The 15,934-nt window shown below is 68.6% G+C and carries 12 protein-coding genes; 5 read left to right on the forward strand and 7 right to left on the reverse strand.

Annotation, left to right across the window (positions count from 1 at the left end):
* Positions 1-10: 10 nt before the first annotated feature.
* The 4 genes from ACE3QW_RS16180 to ACE3QW_RS16195 form a co-directional block, all read right to left on the reverse strand.
* Complete coding sequence (locus ACE3QW_RS16180) at positions 11-1,909, reverse strand: extracellular solute-binding protein (protein WP_374252526.1); 1,899 nt, start codon at positions 1,907-1,909, stop codon at positions 11-13.
* Positions 1,906-3,834 carry an extracellular solute-binding protein gene (locus ACE3QW_RS16185; RefSeq protein ID WP_374252527.1) on the reverse strand — a complete coding sequence of 643 codons (1,929 nt, stop codon included), beginning with the start codon at positions 3,832-3,834 and terminating at the stop codon, positions 1,906-1,908. Before ACE3QW_RS16185 ends, ACE3QW_RS16180 begins: the two co-directional genes overlap by 4 nt.
* Before the next feature lie 508 nt (positions 3,835-4,342).
* A complete protein-coding gene (locus tag ACE3QW_RS16190; protein WP_029556961.1) occupies positions 4,343-4,633 on the reverse strand; it encodes a GIY-YIG nuclease family protein in 291 nt (96 codons plus the stop codon).
* Between the two features lie 391 nt (positions 4,634-5,024).
* A complete protein-coding gene (locus tag ACE3QW_RS16195; protein WP_051678992.1) occupies positions 5,025-5,627 on the reverse strand; it encodes a cytochrome c family protein in 603 nt (200 codons plus the stop codon).
* A 228-nt stretch (positions 5,628-5,855) separates the two neighbouring features.
* On the opposite strand from ACE3QW_RS16195, the gene ACE3QW_RS16200 reads away from it, so the two are divergent.
* Positions 5,856-6,641: a 3-deoxy-manno-octulosonate cytidylyltransferase gene (locus ACE3QW_RS16200; RefSeq protein ID WP_374252530.1), complete on the forward strand. Its 786-nt coding sequence runs from the start codon at positions 5,856-5,858 to the stop codon at positions 6,639-6,641.
* An 8-nt stretch (positions 6,642-6,649) separates the two neighbouring features.
* Positions 6,650-7,510 (forward strand): prephenate dehydratase, encoded by an 861-nt coding sequence (locus ACE3QW_RS16205; RefSeq protein ID WP_374252532.1) that lies wholly within the window; start codon positions 6,650-6,652, stop codon positions 7,508-7,510.
* A 76-nt stretch (positions 7,511-7,586) separates the two neighbouring features.
* Here the strand turns inward: ACE3QW_RS16205 and ACE3QW_RS16210 are convergent, their stop codons facing one another.
* From ACE3QW_RS16210 to ACE3QW_RS16220, 3 genes are all read right to left on the reverse strand, one after another.
* Positions 7,587-9,392 carry a solute carrier family 23 protein gene (locus ACE3QW_RS16210; protein ID WP_374252534.1) on the reverse strand — a complete coding sequence of 602 codons (1,806 nt, stop codon included), beginning with the start codon at positions 9,390-9,392 and terminating at the stop codon, positions 7,587-7,589.
* A complete protein-coding gene (gene nudC / locus ACE3QW_RS16215; RefSeq protein ID WP_374252535.1) occupies positions 9,385-10,323 on the reverse strand; it encodes an NAD(+) diphosphatase in 939 nt (312 codons plus the stop codon). Before nudC ends, ACE3QW_RS16210 begins: the two co-directional genes overlap by 8 nt.
* A 75-nt stretch (positions 10,324-10,398) precedes the next feature.
* Positions 10,399-10,839 (reverse strand): HIT family protein, encoded by a 441-nt coding sequence (locus ACE3QW_RS16220; RefSeq protein WP_374252537.1) that lies wholly within the window; start codon positions 10,837-10,839, stop codon positions 10,399-10,401.
* Positions 10,840-11,147: 308 nt separating this feature from the next.
* Here ACE3QW_RS16220 and ACE3QW_RS16225 point away from each other — a divergent pair, with 308 nt between their 5' ends.
* The 3 genes from ACE3QW_RS16225 (at position 11,148) to prfA (ending at position 15,932) form a co-directional block, all read left to right on the forward strand.
* Positions 11,148-12,407: an aspartate kinase gene (locus tag ACE3QW_RS16225; RefSeq protein WP_374252539.1), complete on the forward strand. Its 1,260-nt coding sequence runs from the start codon at positions 11,148-11,150 to the stop codon at positions 12,405-12,407.
* Positions 12,408-12,502: 95 nt separating this feature from the next.
* Positions 12,503-14,770 carry a phosphoenolpyruvate--protein phosphotransferase gene (gene ptsP / locus ACE3QW_RS16230; protein ID WP_024277358.1) on the forward strand — a complete coding sequence of 756 codons (2,268 nt, stop codon included), beginning with the start codon at positions 12,503-12,505 and terminating at the stop codon, positions 14,768-14,770.
* A gap of 79 nt (positions 14,771-14,849) precedes the next feature.
* The gene (prfA, locus tag ACE3QW_RS16235) at positions 14,850-15,932 is read left to right on the forward strand and encodes a peptide chain release factor 1 (RefSeq protein WP_374252542.1); all 1,083 of its coding nucleotides are present in this window, start codon (positions 14,850-14,852) and stop codon (positions 15,930-15,932) included.
* The last annotated feature ends 2 nt before the right edge of the window (positions 15,933-15,934 follow it).

The following is a 15,934-nucleotide window of genomic DNA, read 5'->3' on the forward strand; positions in this document are numbered from 1 at the left end:
GCACCGCCCCTCAGCCGCCACGGGCGGGATCAAGGCCGGTGCTCCACCAGGTGTCGAGCACGCCCAGCTCGTAGCGCGGCTTCACCGCCGGGCGGGCGAACTGGTTCCAGTAGGCGATGCGGTTCTGGCCGGAATACCACTGGGGAATCCAGTAGCGACCGGACCGCAGCACCCGGTCCAGCGCCCGGCAGGCGGTGACGAGGGCGGCCGCGTCGGGGGCGGCCAGCGCCGCGTTGATGAGGCCGTCCACCGCCGGGTCGGCGATACCAGCCACATTGTAGGAGCCGCGCGTGCGCGCCGCCTCGGTGGAGAAATAGGCGCGCAGCTCGTCGCCGGGATAGGGCGCGAAGCTGTAGCGGCGCACCACGAGGTCGAAGTCGAAATTCTGCAGCCGCTGCTGGAACTGGGCCGGGTCCACGATGCGGAAGGTGGCCTCGATGCCCACCTTCTTCAGATGGCCGATGAAGCGGGCGGTGTGGCGCTCCAGCCCGCCGTCATCGTCCAGAAACTCCATGGTGAAGGCCTCGCCCTTGGCATCCACCAGTTTGCCCTGCTGCACGCTGTAGCCCGCCTCCTTGAGGAGGTTGAGGGCCTGCCGGCGCAGGTTGCGGTCCTCGCCCGAGCCGTCGGACTGGGGCGGCACGTAGGGTTCGCCGAACACCTCCTCGGGCAGGCGGTCGCGGTAGGGGTCGAGCAGCTTCAGCTCCGCCGGCGAGGGCAGGCCCTGCGCCATCATCTCCGAATTCTGGAAGAAGGAGACGGTGCGGGTATAGCTGTCATACATCAGGTTCTTACGGGTCCAGTCGAAATCGAACAGGAGCCCGACGGCCTCGCGCACGCGGCGATCGAAGAATTTCGGACGGCGGGTATTGAGAAACCAGCCTTGCACGCCGGAAAAGCTCTCGTCCGGCAGCGTCTCCACCTTCACCCGCCCCTCGCGCACGGCGGGGAAATCGTAGCCGGTGGCCCATTCGCGCGCGGTGAACTCCTCGCGGAAGAGATAGACCTTGGCCTTGAAGCCTTCGAGGCCGGCCACCCGGTCGCGGAAATATTCGTAGCGCACCTGATCGAAGTTGAAGCGCCCCTTCATGACAGGCAAATCGCGACCCCAATAGGTGGGCACGCGGTTGTACTCGATGTAGCGCCCCTGCTCGAAGCGGCCGATGCGGTACGGCCCCGAGCCCATGGGCACCTCCAGCGACGACTGGCCGAACGGGTGCTTGGCCAGAAACGCCTTGGAGAAGATGGGCAGGCCGGCGACGGTGAGGGGAACGTCGCGCGCGCGGCCCGGCTTGAAGCGGAACACCACCTCGTTCGGCCCGTCCGCCTCGATGGCGGTGACGTCGCGCAGGGCCATGCGGATGGTCTCGTAGCCCTCCGCCTTGAAGGCCTCGAAGGTGGCCACCACGTCCGCCGAAGTGAGCGGCGTGCCGTCGTGGAAGCGCGCCTCGCGCCGCAGCTTGAACCGGTAGGTCAGCCCCTCGTCCGAGATCACCACGGACGAGGCGAGCCGCCCGTACATGGCGCTCTTCTCGTCGCCGGCGGCGGCCATCAGGGTGTCGTAGATCAGCTCGATGCCCTGCGCGCCGTTGCCCCGCTGGTTGTAGGGGTTCAGCGTGTCGAAGGTGGTGAGCGACTGGTTGTAATAGGTGGCGCGGCCGAGCTGGGAGAAGGGCCCGCCCTTGGGCGCATCCGGGTTCACATAGTCGAAGTGGGTGAAGGTCGGCGGATATCTCAGGTCGCCGAAGAAGGAGAGGCCGTGCCGCTCCACCGCGGCGGCGGACGTGCCGCCCTCCCCTGCCGCGGACTCCGCCGCCGAGGGGGCGGGCGAAGCGCCTTGCGCCCGCGCCAGAGCGGGCACAAGGAGCGCGCAGGACGACGCCAGCAGCGCGCGGCGCGTGAGGCTCATTTGCCCGCTCCCGCGCCGGTCTTCGACGCCTTGGCCGGGTCGAACCACCAGATGTCGGGGAAGGCGAAGGAATAGGTGGGCAGTTGCGCGGGATGGGCGAAGCGGTCCCAGCGCGCCGTGCGGGTATAGTTCAGCCCCCAGGCGGGGATGACGTATTCGTTCCACAGCAGCACGCGGTCGAGCGCGTGGGTGGCGGCGACGAGGTCGGCGCGGTCGGTGGCGTAGATGACCTTCTCGATGAGCGCGTCCACCGCCGGGTCCTTGATGCCGGCGAGGTTGCGCGAGCCTTCCCGGTCGGCCGCCTCCGAGCCCCAGAACTCGCGCTGCTCGTTGCCCGGCGACAGCGACTGGCCCCAGCCGGAGACGATGATGTCGTAATCGCGCGAGCGCACGCGGTTGATGTATTGCGAGGTGTCCACCATGCGGATCGACACCTCGATGCCGAGGCGTTCCAGCGCCGGGCGGTAGAACACCGCCACCCGCTCCATGGCCGGGCTGGAGAGCAGGAACTCGATGGTGAAGGGCTCGCCCTTGGCGTTCACCAGCTTGCGGTTCTTCACCTCGTAGCCGGCCTCCTTGAACAGGCGCGCCGCCTCGCGCAGGTTCGCCCGCCGCGCCTCCTCCGATCCGCTTTCGGGATTGGTGTAGGCGGTGGTGAACACCTGCGGCGGCACCTTGTCCTTCACCGTGTTGAGGATCTCCAGCTCGCGGCCCTGCGGCAGGCCGGAGGAGGCAAGCTCGGTGCCGGAGAAGAAGGAACTGGTGCGCTTGTACTGGCCGAAGAACAGGGTGTGGTTCATGCCCTCGAAATCGAGCGCGTAATTCAGCGCGCGGCGCACGCGCGGGTCCTTGAACTTGTCGCGGCGCAGGTTGGGAATGAAGGCTTGCATGACGCCGGACGAGCGGTTCTCGAACATCTCCAGCACCACGCGGCCATCGGCGCGGGCGGGGAAGTCATAGGCGGTCGCCCAGTTCTTGGCCGAGGATTCCACGCGGAAATCATACTGGTCGGCCTTGAAGGCTTCGAGCATCACCGTGTCGTCGCGGAAATACTCGTAGCGCATCTCGTCGAAATTATCCTTTCCGACGTTCACATTGAGGTCCTTCGCCCAATAGTCCTTCACCCGCTCGTAGGTGATGGAGCGGCCGGCGATGAAGCTCTTGATGCGATAGGCGCCCGAGCCCAGCGGCACCTCCAGCGTGCCCTGCGCGATATCGCGCGGCTTGCCGTTGGCGTCCGTGCCGGTCCACCAGTGCTTGGGCAGAATGGTGAGCTGGCCGACGATCTGCGGCAGCTCGCGGTTGCCGGCCTGGTCGAAGGTGAAGGTCACGTCCCGGTCGCCGGTCTTCTCGGCTTTGGTGACGTGGCTGTAATAGAAGCGCTGGTTGGGGTTGTTCTTCGTCAGCGCCTCGAAGGAGAACACCACGTCCTCGGGGGTGATGGGCTTGCCGTCATGCCAGCGCGCGTCGGCGCGGATGCGATAGGTGACGGAGGAGAAATCCGCCGGGTAGCTCACCCCTTCCGCGATCAGCCCGTACTCGCTCGCCACCTCGTCGGAGGCGGCGACCATGAGCGTGTCGTAGATCAGATTGATGCCCGCCGCGGGCGTGCCGCGCGGCACCACGAAATTGAAGGTGTCGAACGTGCCGTCCTCGGCGAGGCGCAGCAGGCCGCCCTTGGGTGCGGCGGGATTCACATATTTGAAATGGGGAAAGCCGGCGGGATAGGCGGGCTCGCCCATCAGCGACAGGCCGTGCCTGAACACGGGCGCTGCGGGCGTGGCCGCCGGCGCGGCGGTGGTGGAGGAAGAGGCTGCGGCCGGGTCCGGCGCCGGTTTCGCGTCCTCCGCGCTGCGGCCGGGCGCCCCGAAGGCGAGGCTCAGCGCGGCGGCGAGGGCAAGGCGGCGGGCGAGGGACGCAAGCATCGGCAACTCCGGTTGGATCGCGCTTTGATCCGGGAATAGCCGATTATGGCACCCGCCGCGACGGCAGAAACATGGCGGCGACAAGGGGGAGAGGCAGGCGCGGGGACGGGGCGACCTGCACATCGAACGCCAGGGAAGCCTTGAGGGCAGCCGGAAAGCGGCTCCTTGGAGCGCTCCCCATGCGGAAGGCTTCCGGCCCGGGCAAAAGCGCCGGGGATGACAATGGCGTGAAATGGCGCCCCCCCCCGAGGTCACTGCCAAGTCCACCCCTCACCGCCGTCATGGCCGGGCTTGTCCCGGCCATCCACGTGGCCCGGCTGGGAACACCTTCCGAGCGCCGTCCCATCGGCCCGACGTGGATGCCCGGGACAAGCCCGGGCATGACGGTGCGATAACGGAAGGCGCCGCAACGGAAAGCGGAAGGCGGGCATGCACCTGTCCGCGTTCGGCCGGCGCAGCTATCCCCCCTCCGTCATGGCCGGGCTTGTCCCGGCATGACGGCGACAACTCAGGACGCGATCTCGTCGTACAGGTCTCGCCATTCCGGGTTCATCTCCAGCACGAGGCCGACCTTCCAGGCGCGCGGCCAATGCTTCATCGTCTTCTCGCGCTGGATGGCCCGCGCAATCTCGTCGTGGCGCTCGAAGTAGATCAGCTGGGTCAGGCGGTGACGCTTGGTGAAGCCGTCGATCTCCCCCTCACGATGTTCGAAAATGCGACGCACCAGGTCGTTCGTCACGCCGACATAGAGCGTGCCGTTCGGACGGTTGGTGAGGATATAAACCCAGCCCCCGCGCATGGGCAGAAATTGGATCGGACCTTAAGCTTCGGCAAGCCCTGCTGCCGTCACCGCCGTCATGGCCGGGCGACGGCGCGATAGCGGACGGTAGCGCGCCGGATGGGCCATGCGGGGGACGCCCGTCGGCCGCTCGTCTGACCCTATCCACCCCTCACCGCCGTCATGGCCGGGCTTGTCCCGGCCATCCACGTGGCTCGGCTGGGAACACCTTTCGGGCATCGTCCCAGCGGCCCGACGTGGATGCCCGGGACGAGCCCGGGCATGACGGGGTGACAGCAGGAGGGAGAGCGTCACGCCGCAAAAGAAAAAGCCCTCCCCCGCAAGCGGGAGAGGGCTTCAATCGTCAGAGCAGGATCAGGCCGGAGCAGACGCCCCGAGCCCAGCCCTCAGATCACTTGTGCCCGGCGGGCGCCGCAGCGGGGGCGGCGGCAGGAGCCGCTGCCGGGGCCGCCGCCGCTGCGGTGGGCAGGGGCTTGGGATCGTGGGACAGCGAGTTCAGGTACGCGATCAGGTCCGCGCGCTCGGCTTCCTTGCCGATGCCGGCGAAGGCCATGGCGGTGCCGGGCACGGCTGCCTTGGGATTGGTGAGGAAGGTGTTGAGCGCCAGAGGCGTCCAGTCGCCGCCCTTGGCCTTCATGGCCGCGGAATAGGCGAAGCCCGAGGCGGAAGCCACCGGACGACCGACGATGCCGTAGAGGTCGGGGCCGACCTTGGCGCCGGCGCCTTCCTGGAAGTTATGGCAGGCGGCGCACTTCTTGGCCGCGGCCGCACCCTTCTCGATGGAAGCGGTGGCGAAGAGCTGCTCGATCGGAACCTCGGCCGCCGCCTTGGGCGCACCGGCAGCAGCTGCGCCTTCCTGCACCGCGATCTCGAAGCCGGGCTTGGCCGGCGCCTCGGGGGTGAACAGGATTTCGGACACGATCCCAAGGCCGAGGGTCAGCGTGAGCGTGCCCAGAACTGCACCCGCGATCTTGTTCAATTCAAAACTGTCCATCGGCGCTACGCCCCTCGGAGGTCCTGTGTCCCACCGGGCGCTGCACCGAAACGGCGCGCTGCCCGGCCCCAAGCATGTCGATGAATGGCGCGCGGGGGAGCCCCACGAACCGTCGGCGACACTAAGCACTTTGAACCGGTCGAAGCAACCCGTATAAGGCGCGCCCCAATGCCACTCCCCGCGTCTGTCCCGGAGCGGCCTTCCGGACCCCGCCGAGGACCCCCGCTCATGCCGGCCGACACCCCTTCCCCCGCCCCAGCCCCCACCGGGCATCCGGCCGGGCGCGTGCTCGTGCTCATCCCCGCCCGCATGGCCGCGACGCGCCTGCCCGGCAAGCCGCTCGCCGACGTGGGCGGCCGCCCCATGATCGTCGAGGTGGCGCGGCGCGCGGTCGCAGCCGGCATCGGCCGGGTGGCGGTCGCCACCGACGCCCCGGAGATCGCCGCCGCCGTGACTGCCGCCGGCCTCGAGGCGGTGATGACCCGGGCCGACCACCCCTCCGGCTCGGATCGCATCTTCGAGGCGCTCACCACCCTCGATCCGGCGGGCGAGGTGGAGATCGTGGTCAATGTGCAGGGCGACCTGCCGACGATTCTACCAAACACCATCCGAACGGCACTGATTCCCCTACTGGCAACCTCGGCTGACATCGCGACATTGGCCGCCGAAATCACCCTTGCCGAGGAGCGCACCGACCCCAACGTGGTCAAGGTGGTGGGCTCGCCGCTGGCGCCGGGACTGCTGCGCGCGCTCTATTTCACCCGCGCCACCGCCCCCTTCGGGGAGGGACCATTATACCACCACATCGGTCTCTACGCCTATCGCCGGGCGGCCCTGGAACGCTTCGTCTCCCTGCCGCCCTCCCCCCTGGAGAAGCGGGAGAAACTCGAACAATTGCGGGCACTTGAGGCCGGCATGCGGATCGACGTGGCGGTGGTTGACGCGGTGCCGCTGGGGGTCGATACCCCGTCCCATCTGGAAAGGGCACGGGCCCTTCTCGCGCAGGAAAAATGAGCATGCCCATGAGCCGACGTATCACGTTCCAGGGCGAGCCCGGCGCCAACTCCCACATCGCCTGCCGCGAGGTCTTCCCCGACTTCGAAGCCGTCCCCTGCCCCACCTTCGAGGACGCATTCGCCACCGTGGAGAACGGGGCGGCGGCTTATGCCATGATTCCCATAGAGAATTCAGTGGCGGGACGGGTCGCGGACATCCATCACCTGATGCCGCAGTCGAGTCTGTCCATCGTCGGTGAGTACTTCCTCCCCCTCTCCCACCAGCTCATGGCGGTGAAGGGCGCGACCCTCTCCACGCTGAAGACCGTGCAGAGCCACGTGATGGCGCTCGGCCAGTGCCGCAAGGCCATCCGCACCCTGTCGCTGACGCCGATTATCGGTGCAGATACAGCAGGTTCCGCCCGTGAGATCGCCGAGGCGAACGACGTGACCCGCGCCGCCATCGCCTCCCGCCTGGCGGCGGACATCTACGGCCTCGATATCCTCGCCGAGAATATCGAGGACGAAGCCCACAACACCACCCGCTTCATCATCCTCAGCCGTGGTGCCGACTGGGCTCCGGCAGGGCGCGGGCCGGTCATTACCACCTTCGTCTTCCGCGTCCGCAACGTCCCGGCGGCGCTCTACAAGGCCATGGGCGGCTTCGCCACCAACGGGGTGAACATGACCAAGCTGGAGTCCTACCAGCTCGACGGCCAGTTCACCGCCACCCAGTTCTATGCCGATGTGGAAGGCCATCCGGACGATCGCTCCGTGAAGCTGGCGCTGGAAGAATTGGCCTTTTTCTCCAGAGAGATGCGGATCCTGGGCGTCTATCCCGCGCATCCCTACCGGGCGCGATTCGGGGACTCAGATCCGGCGATCTGAGCCTCGCCCGGAAGCCCGCGGCGCCTGAGCGAAGGCATCATCCCAGCCCGCGGCGGTGCCGGAGCGAAGGCAACGCCTAATGATCGAACCGCACCATGATGCGGGCGCGACCGGCGGTGCGGCCGAAGCTCACGTGGTCGGACAGATGGGTGAGCATATAGGCCGCGAAGGAGGCCTGCTCCTGGGCGTCGCCCAGAAGCGCCTCTGGTGAGGGTCGCTCCTTCGGGGCTTCCATGACGATGCCGTCATAGACGACCGAGACATCGAGGTGGCTTTCGTCGAACCGCGCGCGCAGTTCGATGGGACCTTCGGCAATGCCGCTGTCGGCCACCAGTTCGAGCGCCTGGGCCACCGTGGGGATGGCGGCGGCGATCACATCGCGCCGGGCACCCCAGTTATCCCCCTGATTTTCGAGGAAATCCCGCACGAAGGGGAAGGCGTGGGCACCCTCCGGCACTTCCTCCACCGCCTCCTGCGCGATGCCGATGCGGAACAGCAGGTTGAGCAGAATGGCGCTGAGCGCCCCGACCGTCAGCGGCGTCGAGAACAAGGGTTGCAGCATCAGCGGAAGCTGGCGGGTGATGGGCAAAAGCGCCACCGAAAGCCCGGCCAGCACCGAGAGCCCGACCACGAACACCCGCCGCTCGCTGAGGCGGCGGGAGGTCACGAGGTCCATACCCGCCACCACCAGATAGGCGGAGGTGTAGAGCAGGATCCCGCCGATCACCGGCGAGGGAATGAGGGTGAGCGCCACGATCGCCTTGGGCACGAAGGCGATGGCGAAGATCATGATGCCGGCGGTGAAGCCGATGACGCGCGCCGTGGACTGGGTGGCGAAGGCGAGGCCCACCGAGGAAGACGAGAGCCCCGACTGGAAGCCCGAGGTGAGCCCGTTCAGGATGTTGCCGATGCCGCAGGCCGTCACCGCCCGTTGCGCCGCCGGCATGTGGGCGCGGCGCCAGTCGGCATCGTTCATCTTTTCGAGCGACACCGTGACGGAGAGCACGTCCACGAGGTTCATCACCACCAGCAACGCCATCAACGGAAACAGCGCCGGGGCGAACTGGAAGGACGGCAGGGTCAGGGTCGGCAAGGCGAGGAGCGGCGCCGCGGCAATGGCTTCAGGCGCTTCAGGGCGCCCGGCCCCGAGCGAGAGGGCGACGATCCAGCCGATGCTCGCCCCCGCGAACACCGCGAAAAGCTTCAGCCGCCGCGGCGCAAACACGGTGATGGCGACGATGATGCCCACCGTCGCGAGGCTGGAGAGAACGGCATTCTCCTCCACCATGGGGCCATGGTCGAGCCCGAGCGCCCGCCTGAGCGCCGGGCTTGCGAGCGACACGCCGAGCATGCTCACCGCGACGCCGCAGACTTCCGGCGGCAGCAGCACGCGCAGCGGTCGCACCAGCCGGGCGATGAACAATTGCGCGATGCCGACGAGGAGCGTCGTCGTCGCCATCAGCCCCAGCCCGCCCAGCGCCAGCGCCTGCACCGCCAGCGGAATCGCTCCGGGCGCAGGGATGTGCACGGCGAGATAGCCCGAGCCGAAGCGGGTGCGCATGCACTGGATGATGGTGGCCACCCCGATGCTCATGGCGCAGGCCGAGACCATCGCCGAGATCTGGTCGGCGGGCAGCTTGGCCTCGGTGGCGGCGAGCACCGGGTAGATCAGGAAGGTCACGGCCAGCATGGCGTGCTGGGCGGCGAGCGGGATCAGCGCAGCGGGCGGCACATGGTCATCCAGCCCGTAGACGAGGGAGGGCGGCCGGCGCCCGGTCCGCGTGCCGCGGCGGGAATCAGGAAAGAAACGGTCGAGCAGATGCGTCAGACGGGCAAGGCGCGCCGGGCGTGGAGCACCATCGGGCGCCGCCGGTTCAAGCATGCCCGCCCTCGATGAAACTGCGGATCAGATGGTGCGCGATGGCGATGGGCGGCGGCACGAACAGCCCGTCGGGATGCGTGCGGGTGAGCATCAGCGTCACCTCGTCCCGGCCGAACCAGCGGGCATCCTCCAGCTCGTTGCGGTCGATGACGAGGTCCTCGCTCGTCGCCTGCGCGATACAGCCGATCATCAGCGACATGGGAAAGGGCCACGGCTGGGTCGCGAAGTAGCGAACCTCCCCCGTCCGGACGCCCGCCTCCTCCAAAGTCTCGCGGCGCACGGCGTCCTCGATGGTCTCGCCGGGTTCCACGAAGCCGGCGAGGGTCGACCACATGCCGGGGGCGAAATGGGGCTGCCGGCCGAGCAGGCAGCGGTCGCCGCGGGCAGTGAGCATGATGACGACAGGATCGGTGCGCGGGAAATGCTGGGCGCCGCAGGAGGGGCAATCCCGCCGCCAGCCGGCGTCCACGATACGCGAGGCGGCGCCGCAATTGGCGCAGAAGCCGTGCCGCGTATGCCAGGCGCGCAACGCCTTGCCGCAGGCGACGGGCCCGAGGTGATGCGGTGCGATCAGGCCGCTGACGGCGATGGTGCGCAGGTCGGGGACCGTGAGCCCCTCGCCCTCCAGCGCCTCCCTAAGGGCAGGATCGAACCCCTTGGCAAAGCGCGGCGCGCCGTCGCTCTCGATGCCCAGAAACAGGGGCTCGCCGCGCCCGCGCGCCTCGGCTTCCGCCCGGTCGAACAGGGGATCGAAGACCGGCCCCGCGCCCTTCAGCGCGACCAGTTCCCCGCCGAGCAGGTAGAAGCGGGCGGCTGGATGATCGAGGAGATCGGCGGCACCGGCACGCAGGTGGCAGGCGCGGTCAAGCGGGCTGTCCACATAACCAAGGGTCGGCCAGACGCCGAGATCGGGGCGGGAAATGAAGGACATGGACCAGACGACCCCGGCAGGCGGCAGGCTGCGAATTGATGGCGACCGTCGCACGCAGCCGGGGCCGAGGCAAGGCTATCCCACCGGCAGGGCTGGGCTGTGCACATTGAGCCGCCCGCGCAGGGCATCGAGGCGGGATTGGCGCTCCAGATCGCCCATCGGCTCGCGGGCGCCGGCACCGAACACCACGCCCGGCCAGGCCGCGTCGCCGGGATTGCGGGCGATGATATGCACGTGGAGTTGCGGTACCATGTTGCCAAGCGCCGCGATGTTCAGCTTGGCGCAGGCCGCGATGTCCTTCAGCGCCCGCGAGACGAGGGCGACCTCCTCCATGAGCGTCAGGCGGTCGTCGGCATCGAGGTCGAAAACCTCGGACATGCTCGCCCGGCGGGGCGTGAGGGAAACCCAGAAGAAGCGCCGGTCCTCCACCAGCCGCACATGACACAACGGCAGGTCCCCCACGGCCGGTCCATCCGCGGCGAGGCGGGGGTCGAGCGCGAAGGCGTCTTCGGTCATGGGCGGGGCTCCGGTGGGACAGACGGTTGATGCCTGTGCCCTCCCCGCGCCGCAAGCGGGTTTTCCGGCTTTGCGCAGAGCGGTTGCCCCGGCCCGCCGTTGCCGCTATGGAGGCGCCCCAACAGCTGCGCGACCTCGAAAACCCCGCGCGCAAGGACTTAAGGGATGTTCCGCTCGGCCACCTCCGCACCCCAGGCATCGCGTGCCCGGCTCAGCCGGCGAAAATGATGCGGAGCTGAAGCCGGCCGCCGTGATCGGCGCCGCACGCGTGCAACCCCAAGGATATCTGGCGAAGAAAGGCACGAGCGATGGCTCGGCTTGTCATGAAGTTCGGCGGCACATCGGTCGCCAATATCGAGCGCATCCGCAACGTGGCGCGCCACGTCAAGCGCGAGGTGGAGGCCGGCTACAAGGTGGCCGTCGTGGTCTCCGCCATGTCCGGCAAGACCAACGAACTGGTCGCTTGGTGCAAGGATGCCTCCTCGCTCTACGACGCGCGCGAATATGACGCGGTGGTGGCCTCCGGCGAGCAGGTGACCAGCGGCCTGCTCGCCATCGCGCTGCAGGAAATGGGCGTTTCCGCCCGGTCCTGGCAGGGGTGGCAGATCCCCATCTCCACCGACAACGCCCACGGCTCCGCCCGCATCATGGACATCGACGCCGACCGTCTGGCCACCTCCATCGAGGGCGGCGAGGTGGCGGTGATCGCCGGCTTCCAGGGCATCCACCTGCCCACGGGGCGGATCACGACGCTCGGCCGCGGCGGCTCGGACACCTCGGCGGTGGCGGTGGCCGCGGCGCTGAAGGCCGAGCGGTGCGACATCTATACCGACGTGGACGGCGTCTACACGACCGACCCGCGTGTGGTGCCCAAGGCCCGCCGCCTCGACCGCATCGCCTTCGAGGAAATGCTGGAAATGGCCTCGCTGGGCGCCAAGGTGCTGCAGGTGCGCTCGGTGGAGCTCGCCATGGTGCATAATGTGCGCACCTTCGTGCGCTCGAGCCTTGTGGACCCCGACGCGCCGGAGATGCGCGAGGTCGAGAAGGCCGGAACGCTCATCTGCGACGAGGAGGAAATCGTGGCAAGCCAGATGGAATCGCAGGTGGTCACGGGCATCGCCTTCTCCAAGGACGAGGCCCAGGTCTCCATCCGCCGCGTCGCCGACAAGCCCGGCATCGCCGCCGCCGTGTTCGGTCCGCTGGCGGACGCGCACATCAATGTGGACATGATCGTCCAGAACGTGTCCGCGGACGGCTATACCGACATCACCTTCACCGTCCCCACGGCCGATTTCGAGCGCGCCAAGGCGGTGATCGAGCGAGCCCGCGATTCCATCGCCTTCCAGGCGATCGAAGGCGCCGGGGACGTGACCAAGGTGTCGGTCATCGGCATCGGCATGCGCTCCCACGCCGGCGTCGCCGCCAAGGCGTTCGAGGCGCTGGCGGGCCGTGGTATCAACATCCGCGCCATCACCACGTCGGAGATCAAGATCTCCTTCCTGATAGATGCGGCCTATACCGAACTTGCGGTCCGGACTCTCCATTCGCTATACGGGCTGGACAGCTGAGGGCGGAACCGTTGACGGTAGCCCTGCGGGGGCGCGCCATCCGTTGGATAGCCTCGCGGGGTTACTGAACCCGCTCATTTTTAAGGATGCGGCCGATGCGTGGCGCGCTCGGCGGTCCGCGCGTGCTGCTCCGGCGTCTCCGTGAGGTGATGGCGGAGCCGGTCAGCGCGCAGGACCGCCTCGACAAGATCGTTGTGCTGATCGCCGCCAACATGGTGGCGGAAGTCTGCTCGGTCTACGTGCTGCGCGTCGATCAGACCCTTGAGCTGTACGCTACGGAAGGCCTGAACCGGGATGCGGTTCATCTGACCGTCATGAGCGTGGATGAGGGCCTCGTCGGCCATGTGGCGCGCGAGGCCGAATCGCTCGCCTTGCTGGACGCCCAGTCCCACCCCGAATTCTCCTACCGCCCGGAGACGGGCGAAGAGATCTACAACTCCTTCCTCGGCGTGCCGATCCTGCGCGGCGGCAACACGCTGGGCGTGCTGGTGGTGCAGAACCGCGCCCGCCGCACCTATACGGAAGAGGAGATCGAGGCCCTTCAGACCACCGCCATGGTGCTGGCGGAGATGATCGCCTCGGGCGAACTGACGGCGCTGGCCAAGCCCGGCGCCGAACCCGCCGTGCGCCGGCCGCTGCATCTCAAGGGCGTCGCCCTCGCCGACGGGCTTGGCCTTGGCCATGTGGTGCTGCACGAGCCGCGCATCCGGGTGACCAACGTCATCGCCGACGACGTGGTGAAGGAAACCGCCCGGCTCGATGCCGCCATCGGCAAGCTGCGCCACTCCATCGACCTGATGCTGGAGGACGACGGCCTCTCCAAGGCCGGCGAGCATCGCGACATCCTCGAAGCCTACCGCATGTTCGCCCACGACCGGGGCTGGATGCACAAGATGCGCGAGGCCGTCCTCTCCGGCCTCACCGCCGAGGGCGCAGTGGAGCGGGTGCAGTCGGATACCCGCGCCCGCATGATGCGCGCCTCCGACCCCTATCTGCGCGAGCGCCTGCACGATCTCGACGACCTCGCCAACCGGCTCCTGCGCGAGCTGACCGGACGGTCCCGCGGCATGGAGCGGGAGGCGCTGCCCGAAAACGCCATTCTCGTCGCCCGTAACATGAGCCCGGCGGCGCTGCTGGATTACGATCGCACCAGCATTCGCGGCCTCGTGCTGGAGGAAGGCGGAACCACCAGCCACGTCACCATCGTCGCCCGCGCCCTCGGCATCGCCGCCGTGGGTCAGGTGGAGAATGCCGCCGGCCTCGCCGACCAGGGCGATCCGGTCATCGTCGACGGCCAGAACGGCGAGGTCCATCTGCGCCCGCCCGGCGACGTCGAGGAGGCCTATGCCGAGAAGGTGCGCTTCCGCGCCCGCCGGCAGGCCCAGTATGCCGCGCTTCGCACCCGCCCATCCGTGACGAAGGACGGCGTGCATGTGGACCTGAACCTCAATGCCGGCCTGCTGGTGGACCTGCCCCACATCGCCGAGACCGGCGCGGCGGGCATCGGCCTATTCCGCACCGAGCTACAGTTCATGATCGCGTCGGCCTTCCCGCGCATCTCCGAACAGCTGAAGCTCTACCGCGCCGTGCTGGACGCCGCGGGCGACCGCCCCGTCACCTTCCGCACCCTCGATATCGGCGGCGACAAGGTGCTGCCCTACATGCGCACGGTGGAGGAGGAGAATCCGGCCCTCGGCTGGCGCGCCATCCGCCTCGGGCTGGATCGGCCGGGCCTGCTGCGCAGCCAGATGCGTGCCCTGCTGCGCGCCGGCGCGGGGCGGGAGCTGCGCGTGATGTTCCCCATGGTCGCCGCGGTGGATGAATTCGACCGGGCGCGGGCCATGGTGGAGCGGGAGCTGACTCACCTGCGCCGTCACGGCCACGCCCTGCCGGATCGGGTCCAGGTGGGCGCCATGGTGGAAGTGCCGTCCCTGCTCTTCCAGCTGGACGAGATCCTGTCGCGCGCCGATTTCCTCTCGGTGGGCTCCAATGACCTCGTGCAGTTCCTCTATGCGGCCGACCGCGCCAACGTGCGGGTCGCCGACCGCTTCGATCCGCTCTCTCCCCCGGCGCTTCGGGCCTTCCGCCTGGTGGCGGAGGCGGGCCTCCGCCATGGCAAGCCCGTGACGTTGTGCGGCGAACTGGCCTCCCGGCCGCTGGAGGCGGTGGCCCTCGCCGCCCTGGGCTACCGCTCCCTGTCGGTCTCCCCGGCGGCCATGGGGCCGGTCAAGGCGATGCTGCTCGAGACCGACGTCTCCGCCGCCCGCAAGGTGCTGCTGCCCTTGCTCGAGGACCGTACCGGCACAGCCGATCCGCGGGCCATGCTGACCAAGTTCGCGCGGGACTGCGGCCTGCCGCTCTAGCGGGCGCGCTGCCGCGCCTCTGCTCTTGCCCTTTTCTCTTGCCCCTTTTCCCCAAACCGTCCGGATCCGTCAGCCCCTTATGAACACCCTGCCCCTCGCCAAACTCGACCAGCTGGTCGCCCGGCATGCCGAGATCGAGGCCGCCCTCTCGCATGGGGTGGAGGGGGAGGAGTTCGTCCGCCTCGGCCGTGAGTTCTCCGATCTCTCCCCCGTGGTGGAGCAGGTGCTGGCCCTGCGTGGCGCGGAACGTGACCTGGAGGGCGCCCGGGAGCTGCTCGCCGATTCGGCCGGCGACCCGGAGATGCGCACCTTGGCCGAGGCCGAGGTGGAGCGGCTGGATACGCGGATTACCGAGCTGACCACCGCCGTGCGCCTCGCGCTCCTGCCCAAGGACGCCATGGACGAGCGCGGCATCATTCTGGAGGTGCGCGCCGGCACGGGCGGCGACGAGGCGGCGCTGTTCGCGGGCGACCTCTACCGCATGTATACGCGCTACGCCGCCGACAAAGGCTGGAGCGTGGAGGTGCTGTCCGAGAGCGAGGGCACCATGGGCGGCTACAAGGAAATCGTCGCCGCCGTCCACGGCAAGGGCGCCTATGCCCGGCTGAAGTTCGAGAGCGGCGTCCACCGGGTCCAAAGGGTGCCGGCCACCGAGGCGGGCGGGCGCATCCATACCTCCGCCGCCACCGTCGCCGTCCTGCCGGAGGCGGAGGATGTGGACGTGGACATCAACGAATCCGACCTCCGGATCGACGTGTTCCGGGCCCAGGGCGCCGGCGGCCAGCATGTGAACAAGACCGAATCGGCGGTGCGCATCACCCACATCCCCACCAACACGGTGGTGGCGGTGCAGGACGAGCGCTCCCAGCATCGCAACAAGGCCCGCGCCATGGCGCTGCTGCGCTCCCGCCTGCTGGACGAGGAGCGCCAGCGCAAGGAGGCCGGCCGCGCCGCTGACCGCAAGGGACAGGTCGGCTCCGGCGACCGTTCCGAGCGGATCCGCACCTACAATTTCCCGCAGGGCCGCGTGACCGACCATCGCATCAACCTCACCCTCTACAAGCTGGAGGAGGTGATCGCCGGCACCGCGCTCGACGACATCATCGAACCGCTGCTGACCGAGCACCAGGCCGCCCTGCTCGCAGCCGCCGAGGAGGCCTGAGC

It is taken from the genome of Xanthobacter sp. (assembly GCF_041911315.1).
Lineage (GTDB): Bacteria > Pseudomonadota > Alphaproteobacteria > Rhizobiales > Xanthobacteraceae > Xanthobacter > Xanthobacter aminoxidans.